This is a genomic window from Brachyspira hampsonii 30446 (genome assembly GCF_000316195.1).
In the GTDB taxonomy this organism is placed as follows: domain Bacteria; phylum Spirochaetota; class Brachyspiria; order Brachyspirales; family Brachyspiraceae; genus Brachyspira; species Brachyspira hampsonii_C.
Window position 1 is genome coordinate 1,769,641 of the sequence record NZ_JH994111.1, and the last position, 26,276, is coordinate 1,795,916.

A 26,276-nucleotide genomic window follows, 5' to 3' on the forward strand; every position below is an offset into this window, starting at 1 on the left:
TAACATAACTAGTAATATATAAGAGGCTTTAAAAGGCCTCTTTTCTGTATATAGCACCATAAGAACTTTCATCTTTCACATAAAGGCTAACCATAGTATTATATTCATATTTTATCTTCTCAGCATAAGATTCACCATATACATCATAAGCATTTCCGGCATTATAATATCTAAGGGACTTTACTATATCTCCGTCAAATTTATCCAAAATTTTATTTATAAATCTTACTCCAAGTATAATATTATCTCTTGGATCATATCTATTTAAACTAGGATCAACATCCTCATTTGCAATAGGAGTTATTTGACAGTATCCATAAGCATTCTTCCTTGAAAGTGCTGTAGGTATGAAGCTGCTTTCCACTTTAATTAAAGCAACCATTAACAAAGGATCAACATCATAGTTACTGCAAACATCAAAAACATCTTTTATAAACCAAAAATCCTGATTATAATGATTAGATACATTTTTAATTAATGTTACCCAATCATTAGAAGGAAAAGAGTAATCATTGATATTGAAACTATGTGTCTCCAAATTTAGATTGCAAATAAATAAAACTAATATTATAACCGTTCTCTTCATAAACCTCCTGTTAAATTAAAACATCCTATTTTTAATTATAAATTAGCTAATAATCAAAAAACATAAACTATATTTTAAATATTAACATTTTTTTTTAAAATGTCAGTTAAAAAACATATTTTTTTTACATTGCAAAATATTAAAATATATATAATATAACCTATATATTCCTATAATGTAACACAGCCTTCAAAAGAATATCTAGCCTCACCTTTCATAAATACGGTATTATTTTCATATCTTAATATTAAATCACCTCCTAAAAGATGATTAAGTATAATATTATCAGTTCTTTTGCTTATAAATCCGGCAGCACATACGGCTGAAGCACCTGTACCGCAAGCTAGAGTTTCTCCGCTTCCTCTCTCCCAAGTTCTCTGCTTAACCTCTCCCCTATTTATTATCTCTACAAATTCAACATTAGTTCTGTTAGGGAATATACTATTATTTTCTATATAACTTCCTACAGAATGTATATCTAAATTATCAATGTCGTCTATAAATATTACTGCATGAGGATTTCCCATAGATACAGCAGTAAAATAATATGTTTTACCATTAAATATTATAGGCTCATCAATAATAGGATTTTTATCTATAGTTGTAGGTATTTTAAGCCCATCAAATATAGGAGAACTCATATTAATTTCAACTTTATCAACTTCATCATTTTTTATAAATAATTCAGCATCCAATATTCCTCTTAATGTTTCTATTTTAAGAGGATTATTTTTGCTTATACCCTTATCATAAACATATTTAGCTACACATCTTATACCATTACCGCACATCTCAGATTCACTTCCATCAGCATTAAACATTCTCATTTTAGCATCAGCTTTATCGCTTGGCATTATAAGTATTATACCATCAGCCCCTATAGAATAATGTCTATTGCTTAGTATAGGAGAATATTTAGAAGCATCTTCAGTAGTAAATTTCTCTTTAAAGCAATCTACATAAATATAATCATTTCCTATTCCATGCATTTTAGTAAAAGATAAAGTCATAATAAACCCTTAAAACATTTTTTATATTATTTTTATATTCTATAATATAATTTAAATTAAGTAAACATTTCATAAAAAATACAGCTAATACCTTCATAATAGAGATATTAGCTGCAGGGATTAAAATTTGATAATTTATTTTATATTTATTTATATATGCAAAGTTTTATATTTATTTTATGTCTTTCTCATCAAAGCCCAATGCCTTAAGAACCCCAAGTCCGTAAGCTTTATCAACATTCATACAATTTTTTATATGTCTTAATTGTACTTCCTTAGTAACTCCGTTCATATCTCTTGCAGTATTTTCAAATAATACTTGCTTTTGAGCATCTGTCATAAGATTGAATAAAGCTCTAGCATCAGTGTAATAATCATCATCATCTTCTCTATGATCATATCTATATGCATCGCCGTAAATTTTTAGAGGAGGCTCAGAATATTCTCTCTGTTCCTTCCATTCTCCCTGAGAGTTTGGCTCATATTCTACTTTAGAACCATTAGACTCTACACGCATATATCCATCTCTATGATAAGTGTTAGGCTTAAATTTTGGAGCATTTACAGGTATGCTTGAATAGTTAACTCCAAGTCTATATCTTTGTGTATCAGTATATGAGAATAATCTTCCTTGAAGCATTCTGTCTGGTGAAAACCCTATACCCGGAACTATTGTAGAAGGACTAAATGCTGACTGTTCTACCTCGGCAAAATAATTTTCAGGATTTCTATTTAATTCTAAAACTCCAACATCAATTAAAGGATATTCTTTTTGAGACCAAGTTTTTGTCAAGTCAAACGGATTTCTTTTACTTGCATTAGCCTGCTCTTCTGTCATTATCTGAATTTTCATATTCCATCTAGGAAAATCTCCTCTTTCTATAGCTTCAAATAAATCTTTCTGAGAACTTTCTCTGTCTTTTGCTATTATTGCTTCAGCTTCAGCATCTGTTAAATTTTTAATGCCCTGCTGAGTTTTGAAATGAAATTTTACCCAATATCTCTTACCTTCTTTATTTATAAAACTATAAGCATGACTGCTGAAACCATGCATATATCTGTAACTATAAGGTATGCCTCTGTCGCTCATATCTATAGTTATTTGGTGAATAGCTTCAGGTAAAGAAGTAAGAAAATCCCATTTATTCTGAGCACTTCTCATATTAGTTTTTGGATCTCTCTTTACAGCATGGTTTAAATCCGGAAATTTTAAAGGATCTCTGAAATAAAATACAGGAGTGTTATTTCCAACTAAATCCCAGTTTCCTTCTTCAGTATAAAATTTAATAGCAAAACCTCTTATATCCCTTTCAGCATCTGCAGCCCCTCTCTCCCCTGCCACTGTAGAAAATCTTACAAATAAATCAGTTTTCTTTCCAACTTCAGAAAATATTTTTGCTTTGGTATATTTAGTTATGTCATGAGTTACAGTAAATGTACCATAAGCACCTGAACCTTTAGCATGCATTCTTCTTTCAGGTATAACTTCTCTGTCAAAATGTGCCATCTTTTCCATAAACCATACATCTTGTAAAAGCATAGGACCTCTTGCACCTGCTGTAATAGAATTCTGATTATTTTCAACTGGAGCACCGAATTCAGTTGTTAATTTTTTATCAGACATATTAAAAACTCCTTAATAGTATTTATTATCAATAAATATATTATACTAAATAATATATTTTATTTCAAGTCTATTTATAAAAATTATTATAAAATATTGATAAAAAATATTAAATAATAAAAAATTTTAATAAGTATTGACTAATAATTAATAAAAATATATACTTAATAATAAATATTATTAATAAGGATTATATATTATGAACAATGATAAAAAAGAAACAGTTATACTTTTTAATATGGGAGGAGCTAACAGCATAAAAGATGTAGATACATTTTTAATCAATATGTTTAATGATTATCATATATTAAATATAAAAAATAGTTTTATGAGAAGCATTATAGCAAAAAAGATAGTAAATAGGATTAAGCCCAATGTAATAAAACACTATGAAGCAATAGGAGGAAAATCACCAATAAATGAATATACAGAAAAACTAGTTAATAAACTCAATGAATTGGACAGTTCAAAAGACTATAAATATGCTATGAATTACAGCAGCCCTTTATCTTATGATGTATTAAAAGAATTAAAACATAATAATGTTACAGAAATCACATTACTTAGCATGTATCCTCAGTATTCAGAAGTTACTGTAAAATCATCATTAGAAAGTATTTATAAGGCTATGAAAAAATTAAAATATAATCCCAAAATAAATATAATAGACAGATACTATGACAATGAATATTATAATAATGCTATAGTAGAATTAATAAAAAAAAGCATGATAGGAAAAGATATTAACGAATATATATTAATATTTTCTGCTCATTCAATACCTAAAATGTATATTGATAAAGGAGATCCCTATAGATATGAATGCAATTGCAATGCAGAAATATTAAAAGAGAAACTTTATAAAGAAGGATTACATTTTAAAGATATTGTACTTTCTTATCAGTCAAAGATAGGAAAATTAGAATGGCTTTCTCCTGCTACAATAGATACGATAAAAAAATACAGCGGTGAAAAATTAATAATATACCCTTTGGCATTTACTATAGACAATTCCGAGACAATTTATGAGATAGATATAGAATACAGAAAAGATGCTATCAACAAATACAATATTAAAGATTTTATATTATGCCCTTGTTTAAATGACAGCACATACTTTGCCAAAATGATTATTGAATTATCAAATATTAACAAAGAAGTTAATATGTATGATAAAATTATTTAATAACATAGCACTTTTTTATATTTTTTTAGTTTTATATAATAGACTTGTTTCAAAACTAATTTTTTATAATTTTGTGGGGACTAGCCCTGCGAATCACACAGTCGTGCCACACCCCCACTTCTTTTGCCGACGCTCTGCGTGCCGTAGGCAAGGCACCTACTCGGTGGTGACACATACGAAGTACGCCTCGCTGTGCGTGCCGACGAAGTCCACCTCGCGAAGCGTGCCTAAGGCAGGTGTCGGCAGGCGAGAAGCAGGCAAAGCCCGCCTACGGCGAAAGACTGCATATTTACATACTAAAATAATAAGTTATAAAACATGTAAAACATTATTTTATAATTGATAATTACTAATTTTTTTATATATAATTTTGTCAAGTAGTTTTGAAACAAGTCTAATGATATGTAATTTTATAGTAAATAAAAATATTATAATATAATTATAGATAAAACATTTTTACTTTTAAATTATATATGGTATAATTTCATAAAATTAAAAATATAGTTCGTTGGAGAAGTTTATGTTAAAATTGAAAACAATTTATTATGCTGCTATTATGTTATTTATAATGGGGGTAAGTATGTTTGCTGCTGTTGCTATTGATAGAACTAGTCCTATAGGAGAAAACACAAGCAGATATAATTATGAAGCAATAACAATAACATTCAATCAGCAGATGGTTGCTTTGCAGTCTATAAAAGAAGTAACCAATGAATATTTCAGTTTTAATGTAGATGTTAAAGGAAGTTATAGATGGCTTTCTATTAATACTTTGGCTTTTTATCCTAGTGAGCCTTTGCCTGATAATACGGCTATTGAAGTTACATTAAAAAGAGGAATAAAAAGCGAACTTACAGGAGAAGTATTAGAAAATGATTATACTTGGAGTTTTAATACTTTAAGACCTATAATGCAGAAAAGTTCTCCTTATGATAGGCAGTCAGATTTGGCTACTGATGTCAATATAGTTGTTTATTATAATATGCCCATATATCTTGAAAGTGCCAAAGAAAATATAGAATTAATTTCAAGCAATACCTACAGAAATATAGATTTTGATGTAAGATATGCAAGACTAGAAGATTTAAGAGAATGGGAAACTAATTCATACGAACTTGAACAGGTACTAGTTATAAAGCCTAAAACTGCTTTGGATAAAAACGATAAAATAACAGTATATATAGATAAAGGGCTTTCCGCAATTAATGGAAATTTGGGAACAGCAAATAATGACAGTTTTACTTTTTCTACACATGATGAATTCTATTTTAACGGAGATAGTGAACAGACAATAACAGCCTCATACTCTCCAGACGCACCTATAATTAATTTCTCTACAAGAGTTGAATGGGCAGATTTAATAAGAAATATTGAAATCACTCCAGCAATTCAGCTTCCTACAGAAGAAGATATACAGCAAAACTCTTGGAGTGCTAAAACCTTTTCACTTTATTCTTTAAGGTTTAATCCTAATGTTACATATAACATAAAAATAAACGGAAGTCTTAAAGATGCTTACGGACAAACTCTAGGAGAAGAGCAAAATATCACATTAAATGTTACAGACTATAACCCAAGCCTTTCTATACCTTCTGGAATGGGGGTTGTAGAATCTTATGAAGGAATAAAACTTCCAGTACAGGTAATGAACCCTAATACTATTAATATACAAAGCAGATATGTTGATAAAGAAAATATTATACCATTTTTATTTGTAAATAAAGAAGTATACAGATATGATGAAAGTGCTGAGTTTAGAAATTATACAAATCAATATAAAAACTTATTAGGATATAATAACACTACAGAGTACACTCCAGATGTTGAAAGAAACAGATACATCACAACAGCACTTTATTTAACTAATTATATGAATAATAAACAGTATGGACTTTTATCAATAGAGTTTAAAAGTAAGACTGGATATCAAAGTCAGTATGACTATTCATCATCTTCACAGATACAAATTACATCTATGGGAGTAACAGGAAAATTCTCAGGTGATTCAAATACAATATTCGTAACAGATTTAAAAACAGGAATGCCTATTGAAGGAGCTACTGTAGAAATAAGAGATGACTTTAATAGAGTATTAGAAAAAGCAATTACCGATGAAAATGGAATAGCTACTACTAAAGGATTTAGAACTTTAGGTATAAACAGAGTAAGCAGATGGTCATCACCAAGACAATGGGCTATAGTTACAAAAGGAGATGATGTATCTTTCATAAATAGTGATTGGGGTACAGGTGTTTCACCTTGGAGAATGGATATAAGCTATAATGATGCTCCTCCTACTAAAGATTATAACGGATCTATGTTTACAGAAAGAGGTATTTATAAACCTGGTGAAGAAGTACATATAAAAGGTGTTATAAGAGAAAATAAAACAGGCAGTTGGCAGATACCTAATGATTTAAAAAACGGAACATTTACAATAAACAATTCAAGAGGGGAAGAGATACATAAAGGAACAATTACTTTAAATGAATATGGTTCTTATTTGATAGATTTCACACTTCCAGCCGATGCTCCTACTGGTTATTATAATGTAAATGCTGAGTTTAAAAGCGAATCAAATAATGACAGAGAAGAAAATACTTCGTACAGTTTATCTCAAAGTTTCAGAGTAGAAGAGTTTAAAGCTTTAGAATATGAAAGCAGATTATGGGTTGAAGATAAAAATTATTATTTAGGTGATACTATGCCTATAAAAATGTCTGGCTGGTATTTATTCGGTGAGCCTATGATATCAAATCAGGTAGACTATAATATATCTATGAATGAAACTTTCTTCACTCCGCCTAATAATGCAGGATTCAGATTTACAAAATTAAGCTGGTTTGAAGATGAGTATTATAATAATTATTATTCTATGATAGCAAACGGCACCGCTTCATTAGATGAAAACGGAGAATATGCTTATGCTCCTACTGTAGATGCAAGCCGTTCAATACATGCAGCTTATGTTACTATAGAGTCAACCGTATCAGGAGAGGATTCTCAAAGAGTAAGCACAACTAAAAGCGTATTAGTTCATGGAAGCGATTATTATATAGGTATAAAAAGACAAGGCTATTTCTTAGAAACTGACAAGCCTACACAATTAGAGTTTATAGCAGCAGACCCAGAAGGCAGCAGACTTGAAGGCAAACAAATAGAAGTACAAGTTATAAGAAGACATTGGGAATCAGTAAGAAAGGCTATAACAGGCGGAAGATTTGAATGGGAATCTAAACAAATTGATGATGTTGTTGAAACTACTACAGTTACAACAGCTAAAGATCCTGTTGCTTTTAGTTTTACTCCTGCAAACTCCGGACTTTATATAGTATTAGCAAGGGCAAAAGATTCTAAAAACAGAGAAGTAGCTTCTGATGAATATATGTATGTTATAGGTAAGGATTATGCTCCTTGGGCTATGTTTGATGATGATTTGCTAGAGCTTATAACAGAAAAAGAAGAGTATCAGCCTTATGAAACAGCTAGAATAATGGTAAAATCTCCTTATGAATCTGCTACGGCTTTGGTAACAGTTGAAAGGGAATATGTAATAGATTCTTTTGTAACAAATATAGAAGGCTCTACTGCTTTAATAGAAGTACCTATAAAACCAGAATATTTGCCTAATATTTATGTAGGTGTTTCACTTGTTAAAGGAAGAGTTGAAAATGAGGCTTATACTAATTATGCAACTGATGAAGGAAAACCATCATTTAAAATAGGTTATGCAGGACTTTCAGTTTCTCCGCGTGAAAAAGAGCTTAATGTAAAAATAACAAAATCTGCTGACAGTTTAGAGCCTCGCGATGAGATGACAGTTGATTTATATGTTGAAACAAAAGAAAGTAAGCCTATGGAAACAGAGATAATGTTAAGCGTTGTTGATGTTGGAGTATTAAATTTAATAGGATACAAAACTCCTAATTGGTTTAATACATTCTACGGAAAAAGACCTTTGAGTGTTGCAAGTGCCGATACAAGAATACATTTGATAGGTCAGCGTAACTATGGAGAGAAAGGAGATACACCGGGCGGAGACGGTATGAGAGCTAATGCTGCACTTATGGCTAAAGCTGAAGCTATGGGTATGGACGTATTCAGCATAAGAAAAAATTTCCTTACTACTGCATTCTATCAAGGAAGAGTAAAAACCGATGCTGAGGGTAAAGCTACCGTTACATTTAATTTACCAGATAATATTACATCATTTAGAATAATGGCTTCTGCTATAAATAAAGACGGTTATTTCGGAGCTTCTGATGATGTTGTTGTAGTTAAGAAAAATATTATGCTTATGCCTACACTTCCAGAGTTCGCTTATGTTGAAGATAAATTAAAAGCTGGTACTTTGGTTTATAACTATTCTGATAAAGATTTAGAAATAGAAGTTCAGGCTGTTGCTTCTAATGCTATGATAGAAAATGATGTTCAGAAAATAACAGTTCCTAAAGGCGGAAATGCTGATGTAAGATTTGATATTATAGCTACAAACAGAGGAGAGGCTAAAGTTACAATACTTGCTAAAGGCGGAGAATATACTGATGCTGTAGAGAAATCATTTGAAGTTAATGTACCTATGACTACAGAGTCAGTTGCCGTATTCTCAAGCACTACAAACAATAATACTGACTTGATGATAAGAGTACCTAATATTACAGAAGCGTATAAAGGTGCTGGAAGTTTGGAAGTTTATATGTCGCCTAGTGCATTTAGTGAGCTTTCTGGAGGAATTAATTATCTTATTAATTATCCTTATCTTTGTTTGGAGCAGCAGTTATCAAGAGTTTATCCTATAATAACTAGCAAAAGATTATTAGTAGACATGAAACTTACTGATATAGCAGAGGCAGAATTAGATAAAACAGTAACTGATTTCTTGAAAACTATGCCTACATATCAAAGTCCTAATGGAGGATTCTCATACTGGCCTAGCAAAACTTGGATATCACCATGGCTTACTGCTTATGCTGCTGATGCTATGATTAAGGCTAAAAAAGAGGGGTACACTGTTGATGAAAACTCTTTACAGATAGCATTAGAATATATAAACAATTATGCTAAAAGCGGAAATGCTGAAAAACCTAGCTTCTGGAATGATGAATACATTAATTTATCTTCTATAGCTTATATTGCTGCAGTTCTTGCTGAGGGTGGATACAATAATAATGATGTAAAAGCCATAATAGACAGAATATATCCACAAGTTAATAATATACCTTTCTATGGACAGGTGCAGTTAATGAGGGCTATGTATTATAACAAATACGACAATAATGCATTTACTAATGTAAGGCAGTATATACTTAATACTATTAAAGAAGACCCTACTACTGCACATTATGAGCTTGAAGTAAGATATGCTAATCTTTATTGGATACACTCTTCATCAGTGAGAGATACTTCCGTTGCTTTATATGCATTAATAGAAACAGGATATGATAATGCTATTAATGAGAAAGTGGTTCGATGGCTTGTTCAGTCAAGAAAAAACGGCAGATATTTAAATACTCAGGATAATGTTTCAGTATTTGCCGCTATGAATATGTATTATAAAAAATATGAAAATGTCAGTCCTAATTTCAAAGCAGAGTTTATATATCAGGGACAAACTTTACTTGCAGAAACATTCGGTTCAAGAACTCAGCCTAGCCTAACAAAAAATTATGCCTTAGATGAGTTTATGAATGACAGATTAAGCAATTTAAATACTAGAAGTGCTTTAGCAAATATTAAAAGAAACGGAGACGGAAGACTTTATTACGGAGTAAGACTTACTTATGCACCTCGTGATTTGGCTATCAATAGAGATGCTGGAATAAAAGTTGTAAGAGAGTATCAAACTAAAGACGGTAAAGTATTAGATCTTACAAAAGATAGATTCAAACAAGGCGAGGAATATGTTGTTGTAGTAAAAGTTACAGTTCCTTATGAGAGACATTTTGTAGTAGTTGACACTCCTATTGCTTCTGGTATGAGAATATTAAACTCTTCATTTGCTACAGAAAGCAGCGAAGTTAAAAACATTACAGGCAATCAAGGTACAAGCTGGTGGGGCGGATTTAATCATACAGAAAACTATAATGACAAAATATTATTATTTGCTGATATTCTTGACAAGGGAGAGCATGTATACAAATATGTAGTTAGAGCAGCCACACCTGGAGAATATTTACTTCCCGCTACTAAAGCCGAAGAGATGTACAATCCAGAAGTATTTGGTTATGACGGACAGTATAAAGTAATAATTGAGGCTAAATAATTTAATATCTTAAATTGTTAGAATAAAATTTTAAAGGCAATATCTTTTTTAAGGTATTGCCTTTTATTTATTTTTAGCATAATATAAATAATATATTTTGTATAAATATAATTTTAATATTTAAATTTTTATAAAAATAAATATATAATGTTAAATATTATTTATTGGGGATTAAATGGAATTAAAAAAAGGTAAAAAAGAAATTTTATATTGATTATAATATTAATAACATTTACTTTTGGTATATATTATTTATATTGGGTTTATCAAGTTACTTATGAAATAAAAGATATTACAAACGATGAAAATTTAAATTCCGAAAAAGAAACACTTTTAAATATAATACCTTTTTATCCTATATTTTGGCTTAATAAAATCGGAAAAATTGTATATATAAAAATACCTAATATAATCGGGGAAAAAATATAGAAGATAAAACAAATATATTAGTAATATTGGGGTTATTAAATCCAATATTACTTATTATAAATCCAATATCTCTTATACTCATAGTTTGGACTATTGGGGTTTTAATATTTCCTACAATATCAGTTATAATATTACAAAATAGATTAAATAGTATATGGAATAAAATAGAAGTTAAAAATGAGGATAATAATGGTATTATACCTATTAATAGAATAATATTTTCTCATATAATAACTTTGGGGATTTATAATTTATACTGGATATACTGTACAGTAAAAAATATAAGAGAATTTACTAATATTAATAGACTTTCTCCGGGATTAGAGGTAATATTAAATATATTTATACAATTTTATCGTATTTTTTGGCTTTATCGTTACGGGACAATTATTTATAAAGATCTTCCTTCTAAAGTAAATATGGATGGACTGATAATCAAACAAATTTCTTATTAATTATTAACTTGATAGAATTAATATTTATATTTATAGTTGGTGCATTATCTTCTGGGTATTATATTGCTTTATTACCAATTATGATAATAAGTATTATAATATCTATAATTACTGCTGCTACTTTACAGAAAAAACTAAATTCTATATTTCTTAAACAAGATACTAAATCTTTTGTTGAATATATATAAATATATTATATTATTTAAAATTTTTAGTATGCGGTAAATTTATTTAGGCTTATAATCTGTTAAACGCGCGCAGAATGAAATTATAAATATATATTTAATTTTGAACTCTAATTTTTATTATATTATAAATTTGGTTAACCGTGCGTGCAGTAAAGTTTTAAATTTTAAAAAAACTTGGGTGGGTGCTGTAAATTACTGAATCAATCCTAAATATAATAAACATTATAATATCAAAGTAAAATTATAAACATATATTGATTATGAATTCTAATTTTTATTATATTTTAAATTTAGTTAACCGTGCGTGCAGTAAAGTTTTAAATTTTAAAAAAACTTGGGTGGGTGCTGTAAATTACTGAATCAATCCTAAATATAATAAACATTATAATATCAAAGTAAAATTATAAAAAATAAAGGGTGGGATATGTAAATAATTTTTTGAGCTTAATTACATTTCCCGCCCTATATATTTAAAACTTTTATCAGTCATTTTTACTTTTTATTTCTTTAAAATCTTTACTGTGATTACAAAGCCCTCCCAAGTTCTATTTAAGTTTATAGTATATTAAACGCACGCAGAATGAAATTATAAATATATATTTAATTTTGAACTCTAATTTTTATTATATTATAAAATTTGCTTAACCGTGCGTGAAGAGATTTTTTAAATTCAAAAAATTATATCATAATTCATAAAAAATTCCTTGATTAATATATAATTAGCTATATAATATTTGCATCTAAAAATTAATATTGAGTATTTTCCAAAGGCTGCAATATGATAACAGAAAATAATATTACATTAAATGATCATAATAATCACTTTATAATAAGCGGAGAATTAGCACTAATTTTAGTTGTCATTATGAATAGTTTTGGGGTCGTTTTGATGCTTTACTCAGGCTCTGGAATATCTGCTATATCAAGTGTTCCTTATGCATTTTCTGAAGTTATAAAAAATATATCGCTTGGAACTTTTACTTATATTTTTCAAACTCTACTCGTATTAGTACTTATGATCTTAAGAAAAAAATTTGTAGGTGAATATTTATTTAGTTTTGCCGTAGGATTCTTTTTCGGTAAATTTATAGATATACATAGTTTATGGATAAATCATTTACCTTTGAGTTTAACATATAGAATTATATATTTTATAATAAGTTATATCATACTCAGTTTTGGCATAGCTCTATCTAATAGATGCGGACTTCCCATAATACCTACAGATCTATTTCCAAGAGAATTATCAAATATAATAAAAGTGCCTTATTCTAAAATAAAAATAATATTTGATGTAAGCTCTCTTTTAACAACAGCATTAATAACATTCATTTTTTTAGGTCATATAAAAGGACTTGGAATAGGTACTGTGCTTGCAGCTTTTACAATGGGTAAATCAATATCTTTTATAGGAAGCCTCATTGATAAAAAGATAGAATTTGTACCATATATAAAAAAATTATTACATAAATAAAATATGTAATAATTTTATGTTAAATTTTAAAATTTTTCATTTTCATCATTAGATATGATTTTAACTTCAGCATTCAAAGTAATACCTTTGTGATTATAAACTTCTTCTCTTACCTTTCTCATAAGATTTAAAATATCTCTTCCTGAAGCATTGTTGTAATTAATTATAAAATTGGCATGATAAGGTGAAACCATAGCCCCTCCTACCCTAACATTTCGCATATTAATAGAATCTATAACCTTACCCGCTATCATATTAGTTTCATAATCATTTAAAAATGTACTTCCGGCAGAAGGATATTTAAATTGATTCTTATTTTTTCTGTCATTATAAAATTTTTTCATTTCAGGCTTAATTATTTTTTTTGCTCCCTTATTCAATTTAAATCTTACATCAATAATTATATAGTTTTTATACTGAAAAACACTTTTTTTATAAGCATATTTACAATCATCAATACCAATATGCATATATTCTATATTATCATCTATTATTCCCACACTATCTATAAACTCAGATACAGAATGCTCATAACATCTGGCATTCATATAAGCAGCACCGCCTATAGTACCGGGAAGTCCGTATAAAAACTCTAAACCTGTAAATGCATTTTTATAAGCATATTTAACAACATCAAAAACTTTAGCTCCAGAATATGCTAAAATATTATGAGATGTATGCTCTATACGAGAGAAAAATCCGGTATAAATAATAGGAAACTCTATAACTTTATCCAAAAATAGTATATTGCTTCCGCCTCCTAAAATCATATACCTTTTATTATTATCATTAAGATATTTAATCAAATCTATAAAACCATTAATAGTTTCAGGTATATAAAATTCTAAAGCCTTAGCATTAACCCTAAAAGTATTAAATTTTTTTAAAGAAACATTTTTTTTACTTAAAACACCATTAAAAGATTTAGCCATTAAATCAACCTCTAATATAATTATAACATATTAATAAAAATTAATAAAAATATAAAAAATAATTTTTATAAAATATACCAAATAGGTTTTGAATCAATTTTTGTATTAAAAAACATATCTTTGATATCCGCATCCTTATTTATATTCCAAGCATTCAAATCCTGATTAAAATTCAAAGCATTCTTAAACATACAAGCCATATATCTAGCATTAGAAACATTCCAATTATTTAAAGGCTGATTAAAATTCTCTGCCCCATAAAACATATAAGATAAATCAATAACTTTAGAAACATTCCAATCATTAATATTTATGTTGAAATTTTTTATATTATGAAACATAGATTTCATTGTTACAACATTAGAAGTATTCCACTTTTCTATGCCAGAAAAATCTATCCTCACATTATAATTCTCATATTCGCTATATGAACCATCAAAACATGCATAATTAGGCTTATCAAAAAGCATAGACATGTCCGTTATTAATGAAGTGTCTATATCTCCTAAATAGATATTATTATTTTCTATTAAACTTCTTAATTCTATTTTATTCTTTGGTTTATATTTACTCATAACTTAATTATTATCATCATTTCCTGAAGAATTATTTTCAGTATTTTCATTAACTTCTTCTACACTTTCTTTATTATTAGCAGATTCTTTGGCATTATTATTTTCTTCTTTTGAACTATCTTCATTATTTTGATGCATAAAACTCTCATCTCTTTTGAACACATAAATCTCTCTGAACTTCATCTCTTGTTTAAGAAGAATTTCTTTTTCTTTAACAAGTTCAAGCATAGCCAAAAAAAATGTAACAAGCTGCCTTTTAGTAACTCCGTCTTTAAATAAAGTAATGAAAGGAAAAAAAGCCGTCTCAGATAATTTTATTCTTATCATATCAATAGCATTATCTATATGGAAATTAGACATTCCGGAAAGAACAGCCAAATCCGTTTCCGGTACAAACTGCACTTTTGTGAATGCATAAACCAAATCATAAAGCGTAATATCCTTCCAAGCTATTTCATTGTCATCAGTATTCACAGTTTTAAAGAATTTCACTCTTTCGGTATCTTTCCTTTCAAATATAGAATCCGATGTATCTTGCATTTTATCAAGCTCTTCTGAAACCATTTTATATCTTTGAAATTCCAGCATCTGCTCAACTATTTCAAATTTAAGTCTGTCTGTAAACTTGTCATCATCCATATCATGAGGAAGAAGCATTTTTGATTTATAAAGATGAAACTCTGAAGCAACAACCAAAAAGTCCCCCGTAGAATCCAAATTTAAAGCAGCCTGAGCTTTCAAATATTCTACAAACTGATCTATAATTTCAAGTATAGACACTTCATATATACTTTTCTCGCTTCTTTTAAGCATATCAAAAAGTATAGACAAAGGTCCTTCATAATCTATACTAGATAATGAAACGGTAAACTCTTTATAATCAGTCTTACTGTTTTCTGATTCTTCACTAGCTGAAGCATTTGTGTTTATATTATTATTATTTTCTTGCTTTGTTTCGTTTATATTCTCTTCCATAATGAATTATAATATATTATAAAAATATAAAAATTCAAGTATATAATTTTCAATTAACATACTTGTTTCAAAAGTAAAGGTGAGTTTGTATGCCAAAAAGTCGTGGTATAGGGTTTGCAGACTAGTACTCTCAATTATAAATAAAATTAGTTTTTTAACAACTCTATTGACAATAAATGAAATTCTAATATTATTTAAATGTATTAAAATAATTTATAAGGGGTAACATAATGAAAAAAATTAATATAGGTTTTATAGGTGCAGGAAATATTGCCAAAAAAATGGCTCAAACTATTTCAAAAATTAAAGAAGCACAATCTTATGCAGTAAGTGCAAGAGATATAAAAAGAAGCAAGGCTTTTGCCAAAAAATACGGATTCAAAAAATTTTACGGCTCTTATGAAGAAATGTTAAAAGATGAAAATGTAGATTTGGTATATATAGCTACTCCCCATTCTCATCATTATGAACATATAAAATTATGCTTAGAAAATAATAAACATGTTATATGTGAAAAGGCTTTTACTGTTAATGTTAAACAGGCAAGAGAAGTTTTAATACTTGCTAAAAAGAAAAAACTTTTACTTGCTGAAGCTATTTGGACTAGATATATGCCTAGCAGACAAATAATCAATGATACTATAAAAAGCGGAATTATAGGGAAAGTAACTTCATTAACTGCGAATCTAGGTTATGTTATAAACAAAGTACCTAGATTAATAGAGCCTGAACTTGCAGGCGGTGCTTTGCTTGATGTGGGTGTTTATACTATTAATTTTGCTTTGATGGTATTTGGCAATAAAATAAAAAAAATAGATTCTTCATGCATAAAAACTAAAAAAGGAGTAGATGAGCAGAACGCTATTACATTAACTTTTGAAGATGATAAAATGGCTATACTAAACTCTACAATGTCAGCATTAACTAATAGAGAAGGTGTTATTAATGGAGATAAAGGCTATATAGTTGTAAAAAATATAAATAATCCTGAAAGCATAACAGTTTATTCTCTTGATAGAAAAGCTATAAAAACTATTAAAGTTCCTAAACAAATAACAGGCTATGAATATCAAATAATTTCCTGTATCAATGCTATTAATAATAAAAAATTAGAATGCCCAGAAATGCCTCATGAAGATATTTTAAGAGTGATGAATATAATGGATACTTTGAGAAGAAGCTGGAAAATAAAATACCCTTTTGAAAAATAAATTATAAAATAAAAGCCGCTAATATTTGTATATTAACGGCTTATATATATTTCTTTAATTAATATCATAAACATATACGCTTTCTGCTATATCTTCATCATCTATTTTTAAAGTGTTTTTTGTACCGGAATCTTTAAAACCATTTTTCTCATAAAATTTTTTAGCTTCTTCATTTTTATCAAAAACACAAAGACATATATTAGTGTATCCAGACTCTTTCATATATTTTACAGCCTGCTCTAATAATAACTTACCTATTCCGGAGCCTTGATATATAGGGTGAACATATAATGATATTATCTCTCCATACCCTTCCATACTGCATCTGCTCTTTCCATGTGATATAACCGCTATAGGCTTTCCATCAATATATGCTAAATGTGCCTCTCTTGTTTTATTATTAATACCGTCTTCAAACTCCTCGCACCAATCATCTAAATATATTCTTTTAAGATATGAATCAGGTATAATATTTTTATAAGCATCTTTCCAGCATATAGCATGAAGCTTACTTATATCAAAAACATCTTCTAATCCGGCTTTCTTTATAGTTATATCCATTTAATTATACCTCAGCATTTTAATAATAATTATTACTATTAAATAAATTATATATCTATAATAAGTTATTTTCAATTATTTATTATTATTTTTAATAAAAAATTATAAACTGCTGAGATTCCTTAAAGCATTACTTATCAAATCTTCTGTAGTCATATTATCTTTATTTTCTATTGCCGACAAAGCCTTAACAGCTTCATTATTTGAAAAACCTAATGATATCAAAGCCTTTATAACATCGCTTTCATTATCATTACTAATAACAGATGATGAAATATTAATATCGATCTTTTCTATTTTATCCCTAAGCTCAAATAAAAGTTTTTCTGCCTTCTTAACTCCCATACCCGATACTTTTTTAAGTAAATTTATATCCTTATTAAAAAGTATATGCATCAAATCATTTATGGAATAAGTAGAAAGAACTTCCATAGCCAATTTAGGACCTACTCCTGAAGCAGACATCAGAGTAGTAAACATATTTTTTTCTTCTCTAGTCAAAAAACCATAAAGTATCATAGCATCTTCTCTGTGTATGAGTTTGGTATAAAGTCTTATATTATCATCATTTTTTACATCTAATTTTTTTGATACTATAATCTCATAACCAACACCATTACAAAGAAGAGCTATGACACCTTCAGATATTATTTGAACTTTACCTTCTATAAAAGCGAACATTATAAACTAGGTTCGTATTCCAATTCTTTTATAGCTTCAAACATTTTATCAGTACCTACTTTAGACTCATCATATTCCACTTCAGCACAAGCATTTTCTAAACTTACATTAACTTTGCTTATACCGTCTAAAGCACTTAATTCCTCTGTAACTGCCTTAACACAATTCTGACAGCCCATACCTTTTATTTTTATAGTAATATTTTTCATTTACTACTCCTTTGTTATAATTATCTAACAATTATATACTACGCAAGGGTATTTTTCAATTATTTTTTCATTTTTTTTCAATTTTTTTAACATCTTCTTCTTTATATAAATTAAATACAACTGTCATCTCTGTACCGACATTCTCTTCACTTTTAATATGTATATCCGCATTGTAATAATTGCATATATTTTTTACTATTGTAAGTCCAAGACCTGTACCATGAACTTTTAAATATTTATTGTTTTTAACTCTGAAAAATCTCTCAAAAACTCTATTCAAATACTGCGGAGCTATGCCGCATCCCGTATCCTTCACTGAAAATATAGCTTTATCTGCATTCTTCTTTAGATATATCTTTACTTTACCTTCATCATCAGTATATTTTATAGCATTATCAACTAAATTATTAACAACTTCAGTAATTTTTTCTTTATTAGCCATTATAACAGCTGATTCTATATCTAATTGTACATCTATATTTCTCTGTTCTGCTTTTATTCTATTGCTCTCAAATACATCAAGAACAATATCCTTAATATCTATTTCTTCATCAATAGTCTCTTTCCAATTAGCCTCTATACGGCTTAATGTAAGCATATCAATAACAAGGTCTTTCATTCTTAAAGCCTCATTATTAATCCTTTTAATAAAATCAGCCTGATTCTTTCCTCCGCCTGTAGCAATAAGAAGTTCAGAATATCCTATTATAGAAGTAAGAGGGGTTTTTAATTCATGAGAAGCATTTATAAAGAAATCCTGCTTTTCTATCTCAACCTTTCTTATATCTGTAACATCTTCAAATTTTATTAATGCCGATATATTTTCATTGTTCCTTATGGGGATAATACTTATTTCTATATCCATAGTATGTTCTTTGACATCAAATTTTGAAAATCTACTGAACTCTATGGCATTGTCTATTTTTTCTATTACATAATCATCTTTTATAATCTCATTAAGTTTTTTTATATTACTGTCAGAAATTTCAAGCAAATCCAATGCATATTGATTAATAAAAAATATCTCTTTATTTTTATTAACAGCAATAATACCCTGTGCTATATTCTCAAGTACATAATTAAGTTTTTCTCTCTCTGTCTGATACCCTGTAATATTTTCATTCAAACTCACAGCTAATTCATTTATATCATAAAGAATAGTATTTATATCATTATATCCCGTTAAATTTTTAGGCGTTGTTGATTTATTATTGTATATATTATCAAGAGTTTCTTTTATCATATAGAAAGGAATCATAATATTACGGCTCATCAAAGGAAGAACCAAAGCCATAACTATAATAACTACACCTATAACCATAACAGCTGTAAATAAAAAACTTATTAAATATTTATTAACAGACTCTATAGGAATAGAAACCCTAAGTATATAATCTCTCTTGTCATCAGCTTTAATTTTTTTGGACACATACATATAAGGAGTTTTCTGACTAATAGAAGTATTAATAGAAAAAGCCGGTTTATTTTCTATGCTATGCAATGCCGCTATAACATCGCTTCTATTGGTATGATTTCCCATAGGATTTTTGGAAGTATCTGTCATAGTATCAGCTATTACAACTCCATTTGTAGATATTATACTGATCCTTAATTCTTCTTTATCCGACTGCAGTACAAATTTTCTAAAAGCATCTTCAGTTTGTACATCGTATAAATCAATTTCTTTTTCAAGCATTTCAATAATATTTACTATCATAACCTGACTGTATACGATATTATTATACTGCACAGTAAACAGTATACCTATAAACATTAAAGCACTTGAAAGTATCAAAATGAGTAATGATTTATAAAATATATTCTTGATCATCTTTTATTAAAATTATTGTACATCTGTTAATTTATATCCCATACCTCTAATGGTTATAATGTTTTCTTTAGTTAAATCAAGTTTTTGCCTTATTGACTTTATATGCATATCAATGGTTCTTGTTTCCATAGTATGATCAACGCCCCATACTTCTTCAAGCATAGTTTCTCTATCAACTACATTATTAGCATTTTCCATCAATAGCTTAAGCAAATCGAATTCTTTCTGCGTTAAAATAACCTGCCTGTCTCCTACAAAAACATTTCTCTTCTTAACAACAAGTTTTATATCACCAAAAGTAAGCTCTTCTGCATCCAATCTTACATCTTTCTTTCTTAAATTTGCCTTAATTCTTGCAAGAAGCTCAAGTACAGAAAAAGGTTTAGGCATATAATCATCTGCACCCAAATTTAGACCTGTAACAATGTTTATTTCGCTGGTTTTAGCTGTAAGCATTATTACTTTAATAGGAAGATGGGCATAATCTGTTCTAATAATCTTTAATATTTCTGTACCTTCTATGTCAGGAAGCATTATATCAAGCAATACCAAATTAGGAGTTTGTTTTTTCAATGCCTCAAGCATATCATTGCCATTAGAAAAACATTCTATAGTATATCCTGCCTCTTCAACAGTATATTTAATAAGATCTCTGATATTATCATCATCTTCTACTGAGTAAATAAGTTCTTTATTCATAAAATACTACCAAAATTAAAATAATTTATTGTCAAATTAAACACTTTTTATATCATAAATATAATAAAAAAATATTTTTTGTCAAAAATATTTATTTAGACTAAAATAACTAATTTATTATGAAATATAAAACTTTGATATTCTACATTATGTAAAAAAATAGGAATTTAAATATTGACTTATAATATTTTTATATTAAAATCATTTATATATGAAACAAGAAATAACACCTATATTAGAAAATTATTTAGAGACTATCTACAACCTTGAAGTAGAAAAAAATTTTAAAGAAGCTATTAGAATAACAGATATAGCTGATTTAGTAGGACGCTCCAAAGCTAGTGTTAATACGGCTATTAAAACTTTGTCAAAATTAGGGCATATAAAACATGAGCATTACGGAGATATAGAGCTTACTGAAAGCGGAAGAGCTATAGGAAAAGATATTGCTGAAAGGCATGCTATATTCTACTACTTCCTTACAAAAGTATTAAATGTAGATGAAAAAATAGCTGATGAAGAAGCATGTTTAATAGAACATGCTATGAGCAAAGATACTGTACATAAGTTTAAAGAGTTTCTTTGCGGATACTGCAAAAAAGAAAATATTTTTAATAAAGAAAATTAAATAAGCAGTTTATAATCAGTATTTATAATCTAATTTAATATAAACTTATATTGTATAATAAAAATAATTTTTATAAAAAAATAACAAAGACTAAATTATACATTTTTATAAATTTAGTCTTTGTTTTAATATTTTTAATAATTTAATTAATTATAGTATTTCATCTTTTATCATATCATCAAAAGTCTGTCTTTTTCTTATGATATAATGTTTTTTATCATCAATCATAACTTGAGGTATGAGAAGTCTTGAATTATAATTGCTTGACATACTAAATCCATAAGCTCCGGCATCAAGTAAAGCCACATAATCACCCTGCTCTAAAACACTGCATTTTCTCTCATAAGCAAAAAAATCTGAACTTTCGCATATAGGACCAACAAAATCATAATTTGAAATATTATCTTTTTTAACTAATGGATATATTTCATTATAAGCATCATACATAGCTACCCTTACATAATCATTCATGCCGCCGTTTAATATAGCATATTTTCTTCCGAGTTCTTCTTTGATATATTCAACTTTCATTATTAAAGCACCGGATTCTGCTACAAAATACCTTCCAGGCTCTGTTGTAACTCTTAAATTCATTTCTTTCAATAAACTAATGCTTTTAGATTTAAATTTATCAAAATCAAATCCAGGATTACCCCTATTGTATCTTACTCCGTATCCTCCGCCTATATCAATATCAGTAATATTAAAACCAATACTCTTAATTTCAGCAATAAAATCTTTCATCACTGAAATGGCTCTGTAAAAAGGATCGGCATCTGTCATTTGCGAGCCTATATGCATTGATAATGATTCTATTTCTATATTATCCAAAGATTTTAATAATTCAGAATTCTCTTTTATAGTTTTTATACTTATACCAAATTTATTTCCGCTAACTCCTGTAGTAATCTTCTCATGAGTATGAGCATCAACATTAGGATTAACTCTTATCGAACATTTAACTCTTTTTTTAAGCTCCTTGGCTATATTATTAATTCTTACAGCTTCAGGAATAGATTCTATATTAAAACGTTTTATATTAAGCTCTATTGATTTTCTTATCTCTTCTTCTGTTTTGGCAACTCCAGAAAATACTATATTCTCAGCCTTTCCTCCCGCTTTTATATATTTCAAAGTCTCTCCTATAGATACAACATCAGCACCTATACCCTCTTCAGCCATAATTTTTAATATAGATAAATTATTTTCTGCCTTAACCGCATAAACTATCAAAGCATCATTTAAAGGTGAAAATACTTCTTTTAAAAATCTTATTTTACTTAAAATATCATTCTTTGAATAAATATAAAAAGGTGTACCATAAACCTCAGCAATATCCCTAATATCAATATTTTCGCACATCAATATATTATTTTTATACGCAATCATTATTCTTTTCCCCTAATTTTTTATTTAAATTTTTTAATTCAATATATCTGTTATATTTACAGACATAATTCCTTCATCTGCTAAAAGCGGTAAATTATCTTCTAATACTTTTAATGTTTCTTCACTTTGATAATGCCCTATTCCAATCGCTATGCCGTACTCTTTAGACATTTTTATTAACTCCCTCCATTGCTTCATTATAGAAGAATAATCTCTTTCATTATCCAAAAATACAGACCTCCTAGCTGTCTTTACTCCATATTTTAAAGCCATATCGTATATCAAACTACCGGACACTGTATAAGAATCTATAAAATATTTATCATTATTCTTAGCATAATTAAGCATATAAGAAACTATGCTCTCATCACAGCTTGCAATCGAACCCGTATGATTATTCATTCCCTTTGCATAAGGAACCTTTGAAAATGAATAATCTAATAGTCTAAATACTTCATCTTCATTCATTGATTTTCTTATCAAAGTCTTTTCTCCGAAATAATCGCTACCCTCCATAGGTATATGCAAAATAACATTAACATTATTACTATATGCCGCATAAGAAAAATCTGTACTATGATAAGAATCAGGAAGCACCGCAAAAGTTATATTATATTCATTAGCTAAAGAAAAATATCTTTGAGAATTATCTAAAGTATTTCCGCTGTCATCTATAATAATACTTATACAATTACTATGTTCATTTATTTTATTTAAAATAGGTTTTGCAATATCAGGAGAGTTTATATCTGCTAAATGAAATATATCATTTGAAGGTTTTTCTTTTATATTTTTTTGCAAAATCGTGTTGTCATTTGAGATATTAGAAACATTATCTGCATATTCAAAACTAATATTATAATTCTCTTTAACCTTTATAAAAGTAAAGGCAAATATAAAAAGTATAATAACTGATAGTGCAAATATAAATATATTTTTCATAAAAATATTAATATAAAAAAATAATATGTTAATAATATCTTATATAGTAATAAAAGTCAATTACTTATGAACCATATAATCAATACTTACAACAGCATGTTCATGACATTTAGGACACTTTGGAGAAAGTTTTTTAAAAAGTTTTTGTATGAAAGATTCTTTTTTTGATTCTGCATTAATTTCAACTATTTTATCTCCATTTTCATATTTTTCTATATCTTTAAAATCAAGCGATACAAAAGAAAGTTCTGAAGGTGCATTTAATTTTTTATCTGAAGTAAAAAAATATCCGCAGTTTCTGCATCTATAATGAAAAGGCGGCCTATCAGGAAACATAAATTAACTCCTATAACAAAATTATATATCTAATACCAATAATTTATCCTGCTCAGTATCAAAATGATCTGACATATAAACAGCATAATTATCTTTTTTTATGACACTTCCTGCTTTTACTCTATTATGCCCTACAACCTGATTATATCCTGTCCATGCATCCTCATATAAATCTCCCGTATCAGCCCATAATATTCCAGCAAATTCACTGCCTCCCCCCCTTCTGAAAGAAGCTATATTGCAGTCATCTTTATTATTTTTATAAACTAAACTCACTATATCATAAACATTATCAATATTAATATCTTTTATATCATATTTATGCTTTATATATTCAATCCAGCCATTTGTAATTCCTGCATGAGTAAATATATAATTATTTTCTATGTATATAGGACTAAAAATATCAGAATTATTATTAAATATTTCATGCATCTCTTCAGCATAACTTTTTCTATATCTGCTAGCTGTAGGATATCCCACTATATACTGAAAGTCATGATTGCCTATAAGAAGAACAATTTTATCATTATGATTCTTTTTAAACTCTATTACTTCTTTTAAATTATTAACTATTTCTTCATCTGTAAAAGTAACCCAACTGTCATCGCTGTAATCTCCCATAAAAATTATCTTATCAAAATTATCAAATCTTCCTTCAATAAGTTTTTTCCAACAGTTTTTTCCATGCAAATCTCCTATAACTGCAAACCTCATTTTATTAAATCCTCCTTGCAAGTTTTAATATATTCTGATAATCAATACTTGAATTATTTTTTCCTGAAACTACAGAAACATAAATACTCTCAAATTCTTTTTGCAAATAATCTTTAAACTCTTTTAGATTATCACTATACTCCTCTATATTAGATTTATTATTAATGTATAAAGAAGGTTCATAATCGCCTCTTATCCTATCAATGATATTATCTATAATACTTTCTTTTATTTCATAAATCTTTCCTATAGTCTGTACTATATTTATTATTCTATACATATTACTATTTGAATTAATATTTTCCGCATTATCCATCATATAAATATTAATAGAATAATCCGCTGATTTTCTTTTATCTTCAATAACATAATCCAAAGTCTTTATAGATTCCTCAACAAAATTATTAATGACTATCGTATCATATTCTTCATGCAAATCTTCTATACCTATAATTTTTTCTATAAATAATTTATAAAACTGATCTGATAAATATTTTTTTATATCATTAAAAAACATATATATATCAAAAAATTTCATATCTTTTCCTTTTACTACGCTTATTAGATATGAAATAAAATTCTTTTTTCTGCTCTCTTTTATAGATATCTCATAATGAGATGATAAATGCTTTATTATATCGCATATATTATTATTAATAATATCAATAATTTTTGTTTTATCATTATCTTTAATATACAAAATATTATTATCCGAATTTAGACTTTCTAAATGCAGAGAATCCCTTTTTTCTTTTAGAAGTTTTATCTTTTCTTCTATATTGATTTTTACTATTTCTTTTTTGTCATCAGGTGTTAAAGATAATATTTCTTTTTCTATATATCTATTATGTTCGGCTTCTTCTTCTTTCCTTAACTTTTCTTTTTCCTTTTCTAATTCTTCTATTTTTTCTAAAGTATAAAATTTATTTTTGCACAAAAACTCCTCTATATTTTTAATATTATTTTCTCTCTCATCACCGTAAACATAAAGTATAAATCTATCTCCATATCTTATATTGACAGCAGATACTCTCACAAAAGACTTGGCATTGACTCTTTTTCCATTCTGATTTTCTATTTCAATCTTATCATCTATAGTCTTAAAATAATCTACAATAGGATAAATCTCTTTGACATCTTTCAGCGTATCATTTCTGCATTCAAATTCTTTAGATATAAAATCATTATTCTCCATATAGTATCCTGTGTAATTTTATTTAATTATATAAATACAATTATATACAAATATAAAAACAAATCAATTAGTTATGTATAAAAACATATTAAAAACTATATAGAATATCTACATAGATATACCTATATAGGATATATAAAATATCTATATTAAGTTAGAATAATTTAATTAATTATCAATG

General features: G+C 27.7%; 23 protein-coding genes. 7 read left to right on the forward strand and 16 right to left on the reverse strand.

The features are described from left to right. Positions 1-28 precede the first annotated feature (28 nt). From A966_RS12405 to A966_RS12415, 3 genes are all read right to left on the reverse strand, one after another. Entirely contained in the window at positions 29-586 is a 558-nt protein-coding gene (locus tag A966_RS12405; protein ID WP_008726145.1) for a lytic transglycosylase domain-containing protein, read from the reverse strand. Between the two features lie 170 nt (positions 587-756). Continuing rightward, on the reverse strand, positions 757-1,596 hold the full coding sequence (gene dapF, locus A966_RS12410; RefSeq protein ID WP_008726146.1) for a diaminopimelate epimerase: 840 nt from the start codon (positions 1,594-1,596) through the stop codon (positions 757-759). A gap of 172 nt (positions 1,597-1,768) precedes the next feature. Then, a complete protein-coding gene (locus tag A966_RS12415) occupies positions 1,769-3,220 on the reverse strand; it encodes a catalase (RefSeq protein WP_008726147.1) in 1,452 nt (483 codons plus the stop codon). Positions 3,221-3,419: 199 nt separating this feature from the next. Between A966_RS12415 and hemH the strand changes: the two genes are divergently transcribed. The 5 genes from hemH to A966_RS12445 all read left to right on the forward strand — a co-directional run bounded on the left by hemH (position 3,420) and on the right by A966_RS12445 (position 13,214). Next, positions 3,420-4,406, forward strand: coding sequence for a ferrochelatase (gene hemH, locus A966_RS12420; RefSeq protein WP_008726148.1), 987 nt, complete (start codon positions 3,420-3,422; stop codon positions 4,404-4,406). Positions 4,407-4,926: 520 nt separating this feature from the next. Next, a complete protein-coding gene (locus A966_RS12425) occupies positions 4,927-10,668 on the forward strand; it encodes an Ig-like domain-containing alpha-2-macroglobulin family protein (protein WP_008726149.1) in 5,742 nt (1,913 codons plus the stop codon). Between the two features lie 210 nt (positions 10,669-10,878). Next, the gene (locus tag A966_RS14040; protein ID WP_008726150.1) at positions 10,879-11,097 is read left to right on the forward strand and encodes a DUF4234 domain-containing protein; all 219 of its coding nucleotides are present in this window, start codon (positions 10,879-10,881) and stop codon (positions 11,095-11,097) included. Positions 11,098-11,123: 26 nt separating this feature from the next. Further along, the gene (locus tag A966_RS13170; protein WP_008726151.1) at positions 11,124-11,552 is read left to right on the forward strand and encodes a DUF4234 domain-containing protein; all 429 of its coding nucleotides are present in this window, start codon (positions 11,124-11,126) and stop codon (positions 11,550-11,552) included. A gap of 966 nt (positions 11,553-12,518) precedes the next feature. Next, positions 12,519-13,214, forward strand: coding sequence for a DUF6198 family protein (locus tag A966_RS12445; protein WP_008726153.1), 696 nt, complete (start codon positions 12,519-12,521; stop codon positions 13,212-13,214). 26 nt (positions 13,215-13,240) lie between these two features. Here A966_RS12445 and murB read toward each other — a convergent pair whose 3' ends face one another. From murB to A966_RS12460, 3 genes are all read right to left on the reverse strand, one after another. Then, positions 13,241-14,146: a UDP-N-acetylmuramate dehydrogenase gene (gene murB, locus A966_RS12450; protein WP_008726154.1), complete on the reverse strand. Its 906-nt coding sequence runs from the start codon at positions 14,144-14,146 to the stop codon at positions 13,241-13,243. Between the two features lie 65 nt (positions 14,147-14,211). Then, on the reverse strand, positions 14,212-14,721 hold the full coding sequence (locus tag A966_RS12455) for a BspA family leucine-rich repeat surface protein (RefSeq protein ID WP_008726156.1): 510 nt from the start codon (positions 14,719-14,721) through the stop codon (positions 14,212-14,214). A 3-nt stretch (positions 14,722-14,724) separates the two neighbouring features. Next, positions 14,725-15,696, reverse strand: coding sequence for a segregation and condensation protein A (locus A966_RS12460; RefSeq protein ID WP_008726157.1), 972 nt, complete (start codon positions 15,694-15,696; stop codon positions 14,725-14,727). Positions 15,697-15,926: 230 nt separating this feature from the next. On the opposite strand from A966_RS12460, the gene A966_RS12465 reads away from it, so the two are divergent. Next, positions 15,927-16,907 carry a Gfo/Idh/MocA family protein gene (locus A966_RS12465; RefSeq protein ID WP_008726158.1) on the forward strand — a complete coding sequence of 327 codons (981 nt, stop codon included), beginning with the start codon at positions 15,927-15,929 and terminating at the stop codon, positions 16,905-16,907. 54 nt (positions 16,908-16,961) lie between these two features. Here A966_RS12465 and A966_RS12470 read toward each other — a convergent pair whose 3' ends face one another. The 5 genes from A966_RS12470 to A966_RS12490 all read right to left on the reverse strand — a co-directional run bounded on the left by A966_RS12470 (position 16,962) and on the right by A966_RS12490 (position 20,888). Beyond that, positions 16,962-17,468: a GNAT family N-acetyltransferase gene (locus A966_RS12470; protein ID WP_008726160.1), complete on the reverse strand. Its 507-nt coding sequence runs from the start codon at positions 17,466-17,468 to the stop codon at positions 16,962-16,964. Between the two features lie 102 nt (positions 17,469-17,570). Further along, entirely contained in the window at positions 17,571-18,149 is a 579-nt protein-coding gene (gene ruvA, locus A966_RS12475) for a Holliday junction branch migration protein RuvA (protein WP_008726161.1), read from the reverse strand. Further along, positions 18,149-18,358 (reverse strand): heavy-metal-associated domain-containing protein, encoded by a 210-nt coding sequence (locus A966_RS12480; RefSeq protein WP_008726163.1) that lies wholly within the window; start codon positions 18,356-18,358, stop codon positions 18,149-18,151. Before A966_RS12480 ends, ruvA begins: the two co-directional genes overlap by 1 nt. A gap of 67 nt (positions 18,359-18,425) precedes the next feature. Then, on the reverse strand, positions 18,426-20,189 hold the full coding sequence (locus A966_RS12485) for a sensor histidine kinase (protein ID WP_039955677.1): 1,764 nt from the start codon (positions 20,187-20,189) through the stop codon (positions 18,426-18,428). Positions 20,190-20,201: 12 nt separating this feature from the next. Continuing rightward, complete coding sequence (locus tag A966_RS12490; protein ID WP_008726166.1) at positions 20,202-20,888, reverse strand: response regulator transcription factor; 687 nt, start codon at positions 20,886-20,888, stop codon at positions 20,202-20,204. 211 nt (positions 20,889-21,099) lie between these two features. Here A966_RS12490 and A966_RS12495 point away from each other — a divergent pair, with 211 nt between their 5' ends. Next, positions 21,100-21,516 (forward strand): metal-dependent transcriptional regulator, encoded by a 417-nt coding sequence (locus tag A966_RS12495; RefSeq protein ID WP_008726169.1) that lies wholly within the window; start codon positions 21,100-21,102, stop codon positions 21,514-21,516. Positions 21,517-21,666: 150 nt separating this feature from the next. Here A966_RS12495 and lysA read toward each other — a convergent pair whose 3' ends face one another. From lysA to A966_RS12520, 5 genes are read right to left on the reverse strand one after another with little or no spacing between them, the layout of a single operon-like run. Then, positions 21,667-22,905: a diaminopimelate decarboxylase gene (gene lysA, locus A966_RS12500; RefSeq protein WP_008726171.1), complete on the reverse strand. Its 1,239-nt coding sequence runs from the start codon at positions 22,903-22,905 to the stop codon at positions 21,667-21,669. 33 nt (positions 22,906-22,938) lie between these two features. After that, positions 22,939-23,847 carry a divergent polysaccharide deacetylase family protein gene (locus A966_RS12505; RefSeq protein WP_008726173.1) on the reverse strand — a complete coding sequence of 303 codons (909 nt, stop codon included), beginning with the start codon at positions 23,845-23,847 and terminating at the stop codon, positions 22,939-22,941. A 60-nt stretch (positions 23,848-23,907) separates the two neighbouring features. Then, positions 23,908-24,183, reverse strand: a complete 276-nt coding sequence (locus A966_RS12510) for a hypothetical protein (RefSeq protein WP_008726176.1) — start codon at positions 24,181-24,183, stop codon at positions 23,908-23,910. 21 nt (positions 24,184-24,204) lie between these two features. Next, on the reverse strand, positions 24,205-24,900 hold the full coding sequence (locus tag A966_RS12515) for a metallophosphoesterase (RefSeq protein WP_008726178.1): 696 nt from the start codon (positions 24,898-24,900) through the stop codon (positions 24,205-24,207). A gap of 4 nt (positions 24,901-24,904) precedes the next feature. Further along, the gene (locus tag A966_RS12520; protein ID WP_008726181.1) at positions 24,905-26,095 is read right to left on the reverse strand and encodes an HPr family phosphocarrier protein; all 1,191 of its coding nucleotides are present in this window, start codon (positions 26,093-26,095) and stop codon (positions 24,905-24,907) included. Positions 26,096-26,276: the final 181 nt, after the last annotated feature.

Bases quoted from the DNA above. Each gene is read 5' to 3' on its own strand.
- hemH (WP_008726148.1), top strand. From the start codon at position 3,420: ATGAACAATGATAAAAAAGAAACAGTTATACTTTTTAATATGGGAGGA.
- A966_RS12455 (WP_008726156.1), bottom strand. From the start codon at position 14,721: ATGAGTAAATATAAACCAAAGAATAAAATAGAATTAAGAAGTTTAATA.
- A966_RS12465 (WP_008726158.1), top strand. From the start codon at position 15,927: ATGAAAAAAATTAATATAGGTTTTATAGGTGCAGGAAATATTGCCAAA.
- A966_RS12445 (WP_008726153.1), top strand. From the start codon at position 12,519: ATGATAACAGAAAATAATATTACATTAAATGATCATAATAATCACTTT.
- A966_RS12470 (WP_008726160.1), bottom strand. From the start codon at position 17,468: ATGGATATAACTATAAAGAAAGCCGGATTAGAAGATGTTTTTGATATA.
- A966_RS12505 (WP_008726173.1), bottom strand. From the start codon at position 23,847: ATGAAAAATATATTTATATTTGCACTATCAGTTATTATACTTTTTATA.
- A966_RS12495 (WP_008726169.1), top strand. From the start codon at position 21,100: ATGAAACAAGAAATAACACCTATATTAGAAAATTATTTAGAGACTATC.
- A966_RS12485 (WP_039955677.1), bottom strand. From the start codon at position 20,189: ATGATCAAGAATATATTTTATAAATCATTACTCATTTTGATACTTTCA.
- lysA (WP_008726171.1), bottom strand. From the start codon at position 22,905: ATGATTGCGTATAAAAATAATATATTGATGTGCGAAAATATTGATATT.
- dapF (WP_008726146.1), bottom strand. From the start codon at position 1,596: ATGACTTTATCTTTTACTAAAATGCATGGAATAGGAAATGATTATATT.
- A966_RS12510 (WP_008726176.1), bottom strand. From the start codon at position 24,183: ATGTTTCCTGATAGGCCGCCTTTTCATTATAGATGCAGAAACTGCGGA.
- ruvA (WP_008726161.1), bottom strand. From the start codon at position 18,149: ATGTTCGCTTTTATAGAAGGTAAAGTTCAAATAATATCTGAAGGTGTC.
- A966_RS12520 (WP_008726181.1), bottom strand. From the start codon at position 26,095: ATGGAGAATAATGATTTTATATCTAAAGAATTTGAATGCAGAAATGAT.
- A966_RS12405 (WP_008726145.1), bottom strand. From the start codon at position 586: ATGAAGAGAACGGTTATAATATTAGTTTTATTTATTTGCAATCTAAAT.
- A966_RS12425 (WP_008726149.1), top strand. From the start codon at position 4,927: ATGTTAAAATTGAAAACAATTTATTATGCTGCTATTATGTTATTTATA.
- A966_RS12515 (WP_008726178.1), bottom strand. From the start codon at position 24,900: ATGAGGTTTGCAGTTATAGGAGATTTGCATGGAAAAAACTGTTGGAAA.
- murB (WP_008726154.1), bottom strand. From the start codon at position 14,146: ATGGCTAAATCTTTTAATGGTGTTTTAAGTAAAAAAAATGTTTCTTTA.
- A966_RS12480 (WP_008726163.1), bottom strand. From the start codon at position 18,358: ATGAAAAATATTACTATAAAAATAAAAGGTATGGGCTGTCAGAATTGT.
- A966_RS12415 (WP_008726147.1), bottom strand. From the start codon at position 3,220: ATGTCTGATAAAAAATTAACAACTGAATTCGGTGCTCCAGTTGAAAAT.
- A966_RS12460 (WP_008726157.1), bottom strand. From the start codon at position 15,696: ATGGAAGAGAATATAAACGAAACAAAGCAAGAAAATAATAATAATATA.
- A966_RS12490 (WP_008726166.1), bottom strand. From the start codon at position 20,888: ATGAATAAAGAACTTATTTACTCAGTAGAAGATGATGATAATATCAGA.